We start from the raw sequence: 6,000 nt of genomic DNA, 5'->3' as shown, positions 1-6,000 counted from the left end.
TGACAGGGATCAAGCCACTTGTTAATAGATGTTAATGATAATTTCATAAAGCACTATTAAACAGGTAAATATAATTTCCTGTCATTGGTAGGCACGAAGGAATCTTAAGGCAGCGCGAGAAATCTAAGCATTTAATTAATTGCTTTTCTGTATGGATTACACTAAAGTTGATGGTAAAGTATCGAAGTTTGTTTTGGTGGCACGTTTATTGAATTTGCTGCGAAAACATAATATGAGACCAATAATTATTCTTTTTCTTGCAATATTTAGTTGCATTTCTTGTTCTGATAAAATCACGGATGTCGATTTCTCTGATAGTATATTATTAGAAATAAAAACCGAACGAAGTTATCAGGACTTAAAACTTCAGATGCCTGGATTTTACGGTGTAATTTCTATTAATGACGAAAGAGAAATTAGAATTGATGAACCCACCAAAGAAATAATTATAGAATCAGTAGATAATGAGGAGCAACATATCGTATTTAAGGGAAAATACGATAGCGAGCAAACTAAATTATTAGCACTGGAAAGTAAGCAACTGAAAGAATTAATTGTTGTTTCTGATATCGAAAATTTAATTGTTAATAACACAAACATACAATCTGTTTCTGATGAGTGTTTAAAAAACTCACCTCAATTAAATAGTATAGCCTTTAAAAATAATACAAAGATAAGCTCGCTTCCTAACGATTTTTTATCGTATACAAGTAATATAAATGCTTTTAGGAAAACTTTTTGGGGCTGTACAATGCTTTCCGATATTCCTCGAGATCTATTCAAGACAAATGTAAATGCTACAGACTTTACCAATGTTTTTTATGCTTGTAATATTCATACTATTCCAGAAGAATTATTTACAAATAATATTTTAGCTGAGAATTTTGAGGGCGCGTTTTCACAAAATCATAATTTAAATGTCATCCCTGAAAAATTATTCCATAATAACATAAATGCCAAACGTTTTTACTCATCTTTTTCATATTGTGATAAACTGCAAAGCATTCCAAATCAATTATTCGATAATATAGAACAAGGCGTCTATAATCTTGCTTTTTCTGATTGCACAAACCTACAAGGAAATGCGCCTACCTTATGGGACGATACCAATGCAAGTGGAACGTTTTGTTTTAAAGGATGCACAAAATTGGAAAACTTTAACGATATTCCTGATTCGTGGAAGTAACCCTCCTCAAGCCCCTAAAATAAAGGCATAAAAAAACACACGTGTTTTTTCAAAAAAGACGTGTGTTTTTTGAAAAATGTAAGGTGTTTTTGAGGGAAAACACCTTACATTTTTATAATTACCTAATTACTCTTTCTGAAACTCTAAATTTTTGAGCATTGTTTTAAGGTTTTTTCCTGGTGTAAAAACGGTTTTTACACCTTTAATAGACGAAGCGCTTACCTTATCGGCTGACTCTTCGCAATATCGCAAGGCTATCGTCATTCCGAGCCGCCACCCAATAAAAATTAGTCATAATAAGTTGATGACAGGGATCAAGTCACTTGTTAATAGATGTTAATGATAATTTCATAAAGAGTTATTAAACAGGCGAATGTGATTTTCTGTCATTGGTAGGCACGAAGGAATCTTAAGGCAGTGCGAGAAATCTAAGCATTAAATTTAGTGAGGTGATGCCTTTTATATGTATTATATTAAGGCTGAATCAGAGCTGGAGTGGAGCATTCATTATCTTATTAAAAATAAGGCTTAGTTTTTCTGCCCCTTTTGAGTTGAGGTGATCTCCGTCTCCATAGCACTCTTGTGGCATTTCTAATGCATGAAAGTCATAAAAATGCACTTTGTCTTTGATAGTATTTATAAGGGAATAATAATTCGAAATATAATTCTTAGGAATACGCTCCATATACCCAGGTGAAATTGGAGTATTAACAAGCACAAGGTCAATATTGTTATTTTCACAATATTCAACGATATTAATTAGGTATTTCTGTTGATAATCAGAATAGAGAGAAGTTTCTTTGTTATAATCGGGATAAAAATAATGTCTTTGTATAGCAATGTTTATAGTGCTATCATTTAAGTTATTTTTTGAACTCTTGTAGTATTTCCCAATGAAAGAATATTCTTGTATAGAGTTTGCTGAGAAAGGAAAATCAATGAGACTTCTTATAATTTTATATGCACCATTTAAGGTGATTTGTGGAATGTCTAGGCAAGAATTAATATCCATTACTGTGAAATATCTTGGAAACATACCTTTCGTTCTATCCGGATTTTCTAAGAATCTATCATATTCTTTTGCAAAAGAATGGAATGATACACCTAGAATCACTTTATTTATTTGAGGATTATTATTTATTATTGCTTTAATTTTACTGTAGGTGTAAATAAATAATTCTGAAGATTGAGCAATGTTTAAGGAATTTTTTATTATTTCATCGTTAAGGCCTGTTTCAGTATGTGAGTCTCCTGCGATAATGATTTGAGTTGAGTTACCTACTGTTATTTTTTGTGCTTGGTAACGCGTTATCATTATTAATGTACAAACAAATATTAATGGAGCAATAATAAACCTCGGTATGTTGATTGCAAATTTTTTCATACTAAACTAAAATTGAAAATATATAAACTCTTGTTCCTTACCACTAAACTCAAATATTGCAATAAGAATGACATAATACAAAGCATATCTTAATGGTCGTTTCCAATTTAATGCTAATCTTTCAATAGCATATTTATCATTTCTTCCAATCCACTCCATTAGAATGAATACAGCTAATAAAGCTAACATTTTTACAGGATGCATATAGCTGCCCAGGAAATCAACTCTGTTAAATATAAAAATATCCTTTGAAAAGATATTTAAGATTATTTCAAATGCGTGATGAATATTTTCAGCTCTAAAAAATATCCATGCAAAAACGGTTAAGCTAAATGTGAGTAATATTTGCAATAATTCTTTTAGCGAGGGGAGCCATTTTCCATGTGCTGCAATATTTAAATTATTGCGGTTCTTCCCAGTAACCAACAATGGTATAAAATATAGTGCATTTAGTAAACCCCAAACAATGAATGTCCAATTAGCACCGTGCCAAAAGCCGCTTACAATAAAAATGATAAAGGTGTTTCTTATGGCACGCCCTTTATTTACCCTACTTCCTCCTAATGGAATGTATAAATAATCTCTAAACCAGGTTGAAAGTGATATATGCCAGCGTCGCCAAAACTCAGCCATATCTCTTGAGAAGTATGGAAAGGCAAAGTTCTGCATTAGGTCGAATCCAAATAATCTAGAAGTCCCAATAGCTATATCAGAATAACCTGAGAAATCACCATAAATCTGAAAGGTGAAGAAGATTGCACCTAGTACTAAAGAGCTACCATTTACATCGTTTGAATTATTAAATATTTGATTGGCTAAATCGGCACAATTATCAGCTATAACAATCTTTTTGAACAAACCCCATAATATTTGCCTCATGCCATCTGCTGCTTTTGTATAATCAAAACTTCTTTTTTTATAAAACTGAGGTAATAAATGCGTGGCGCGTTCAATAGGCCCAGCAACTAGCTGAGGGAAAAAGCTTACAAAAGCTGAAAAAGCAACAAAATCCTTAGTTGGTTCAAGCTTTCGTTTATAGACGTCAATAGTATAGCTCAAAGTTTGAAAAGTATAAAAGCTAATTCCAACAGGTAATATAATATTCAATGAATTTGCTTTTATCTCTCTTCCAAAGAAAGAGAAAGCCGTTAAAAAATTGTCAAGGAAGAAATTATAGTATTTAAAAAATCCTAGAAAGCCCAAATTTACTAATATGCTTGACCATAAAAGTACTTTCCTTTTTGTTTGTTTCTCCTCTGTTTTAAGTTTGAGTCCTATAGAGTAGTCAACCATTGTACTGAACAAAATTAGAGATAAAAATCTCCAATCCCACCAACCGTAGAATATATAACTAGCAACGACAATGAGTGCATTTTGTAATTGTAGCTTTCTGTTTGTTAAAAACCAATATAGAATGAAAATGATAGGTAAGAATAAGGCAAAGTCTATAGAATTAAATAACATTGTTTCTTGATAAAGATTTTAAGCCCCAATATAGGACTTTAATTTTTAAAGTTTAAATGATTTTCAGTGTTTTAGATTTAATTGTTATTTGCCGAAATATCCTTTCTAGCTCCTCTAATAGGGTATTAAAAACATGAAGTACCCTAACTTAAACTCCAAACTAGTTGGGATTTTGGAGTTGTATTCCAGGATAAAATGTATCACCTATACCCTTATAGCAAGCCCCTAAACCTCCATAATGCCCCCTTAAACCTTTATTCTGTGCACATAAAGCTTCATAATGTATACCTAGAGTACCATATTGCCCTCCAAAACCCGCATATTGTCATGAAAAACAGTCATTCCGTCATGAAAAAGTAAAATTATATGGTATAAAAGTAAAAAGTTAGAGAAGTGGTTCATTCGTTTATTGTGTTATAGCTTATGTTATATAACATCAATAGGCATAATGCCACGTTGGGCTTGATTTATAGGGTGGTATTTTTTATTTACCTTAAGATATAGAGGGGGTTAGTGTTTGTTTTTATCTGTTATTATGATAATTTAGTATGCAGTTAACGTTATAATAATTTAAAAATAAACTATGAAATTTTACTTAAACACAAGTCAAGCCAAATTTATTGAAAAAGCAGAATCAGCCTTATCTAATGCTAAAACCAATCCTAAAATTGTACCTATGATGAGTAAATTTATGTACGATGCTACTAAAATAGAAGAGGGGCTTAGCATATGTAATAGTGCCCGTGAGGCTTTTAATAGTAAAACCAAGGAAGATAAAGAATCGAAGCAGGCTAAAAACTTGTTTGAGACTACTTACGAATCTGTAAAAGCCAAATATTTTAGAGATAAAGAATTATGTGGGCGTTTGTTTAAAAAGGAACCCAACGTACTTATTGATTTAGGTATTGTAGGTAATACGCCAACAAATTTTGAGTTATTGGTAAATCAGTTTGTTAATTTTTACAAGGTTATTATTGATAAAGAAAGTATTCAGCTTAAAACAAGTTTGATAGACTTGGGTTTAGATGAAGCTACAGCTTGTGCTGAGCAGGTAAATAATCTGATAGAGTATAGGCGCGATTATAAGGTTGAGGTAGGGGAATCACAGAATGCCACAAAAGTTAAGGATCATGCTATTTTTGAGTTAAAGGAGTGGATGGATGATTTTGATAATATGGCGCAAATTGCCCTTTATGATCAGCCTCAACTACTCGAAACCTTAGGCATATTTGTTAGAAGTTAGTTAAGAAGTTGTATAAAACAGATAAATGAAAAGCGATGCTATTACAGTATCGCTTTTTTATTTGCTATGGCCTAGTCTTGTGGGAATCGCTTTTTTAAAGCCATGGACCGGTAGTCGAATATTTCGTTCAGTTTTCTCTTGATGAGGATTGCGTTTGCGAGGTTTCCTAAAATACCAAACGGCGGTTGGTAGCTAACTATATCTCGCATTATGGTGCCAGTACCAGTAGGTTCTAAAAAGTGCTCGTGATGCCATACTTTATAAGGGCCTATCCGCTGTTCGTCAACAAAATAATGTTGGTGTTTTACATGGGTTATTTCAGTTACCCAAGTGGTTTTAATACCAAATGCCGGCGAAACTTTGTATTTGATTATCATACCCTCGTACATTTTCTCGGGCAAATCCTCGGTTTGTATATCAAAGCCCATATAGTCGGGCGTAATGGTTTTTAAGTTGCGAGGGTTCGAGATAAACTCCCACAGCTCATCGAGGCTATTATTAAAATACTGACTGCTTTTAAATTGATAAAACCCCATAAGCTAGCTATTTAGTTTTAAGGCCTCAATTTTTGCCAATACTTGATTTGCTTCAACCGATTTGTTATCGCTTAGCTTTCTGTTTGTGGTAGATAAGCTATGCGCTTCCTTTAAAAGTTTATGATATTGGCTTTCGAGTTTTTCAAGCTCCGTTTTCTTTTTAAAAATCTTAAACATGGTTTCAGGG

Annotated in this window: 6 protein-coding genes; 2 read left to right on the top strand and 4 right to left on the bottom strand. The window is 32.5% G+C overall.

What is annotated here, in order from left to right:
• Window positions 1–151: 151 nt before the first annotated feature.
• Window positions 152–1,186: a hypothetical protein gene (locus tag QMO11_RS20930; RefSeq protein ID WP_282039815.1), complete on the top strand. Its 1,035-nt coding sequence runs from the start codon at window positions 152–154 to the stop codon at window positions 1,184–1,186.
• A gap of 484 nt (window positions 1,187–1,670) precedes the next feature.
• Here the strand turns inward: QMO11_RS20930 and QMO11_RS20925 are convergent, their stop codons facing one another.
• Complete coding sequence (locus QMO11_RS20925) at window positions 1,671–2,570, bottom strand: hypothetical protein (protein WP_282039813.1); 900 nt, start codon at window positions 2,568–2,570, stop codon at window positions 1,671–1,673.
• Window positions 2,571–2,576: 6 nt separating this feature from the next.
• A complete protein-coding gene (locus QMO11_RS20920) occupies window positions 2,577–3,677 on the bottom strand; it encodes an MBOAT family O-acyltransferase (protein ID WP_345741873.1) in 1,101 nt (366 codons plus the stop codon).
• Window positions 3,678–4,617: 940 nt separating this feature from the next.
• On the opposite strand from QMO11_RS20920, the gene QMO11_RS20915 reads away from it, so the two are divergent.
• Window positions 4,618–5,277, top strand: a complete 660-nt coding sequence (locus tag QMO11_RS20915) for a PQLLE family protein (protein WP_282039811.1) — start codon at window positions 4,618–4,620, stop codon at window positions 5,275–5,277.
• A 71-nt stretch (window positions 5,278–5,348) separates the two neighbouring features.
• On the opposite strand, the gene QMO11_RS20910 is transcribed toward QMO11_RS20915, so the two are convergent.
• Both QMO11_RS20910 and QMO11_RS20905 read right to left on the bottom strand, forming a co-directional pair.
• Window positions 5,349–5,813 (bottom strand): SRPBCC family protein, encoded by a 465-nt coding sequence (locus tag QMO11_RS20910; protein ID WP_282039810.1) that lies wholly within the window; start codon window positions 5,811–5,813, stop codon window positions 5,349–5,351.
• 3 nt (window positions 5,814–5,816) lie between these two features.
• Window positions 5,817–5,990 carry a Lacal_2735 family protein gene (locus QMO11_RS20905; RefSeq protein WP_139314811.1) on the bottom strand — a complete coding sequence of 58 codons (174 nt, stop codon included), beginning with the start codon at window positions 5,988–5,990 and terminating at the stop codon, window positions 5,817–5,819.
• Between the last annotated feature and the right edge of the window lie 10 nt (window positions 5,991–6,000).

Source organism: Saccharicrinis aurantiacus (assembly GCF_947489045.1).
GTDB classification, from domain to species: Bacteria; Bacteroidota; Bacteroidia; order Bacteroidales; family Marinilabiliaceae; genus Saccharicrinis; species Saccharicrinis aurantiacus.
This window is presented reverse-complemented; position numbering and strand designations above follow the sequence as displayed.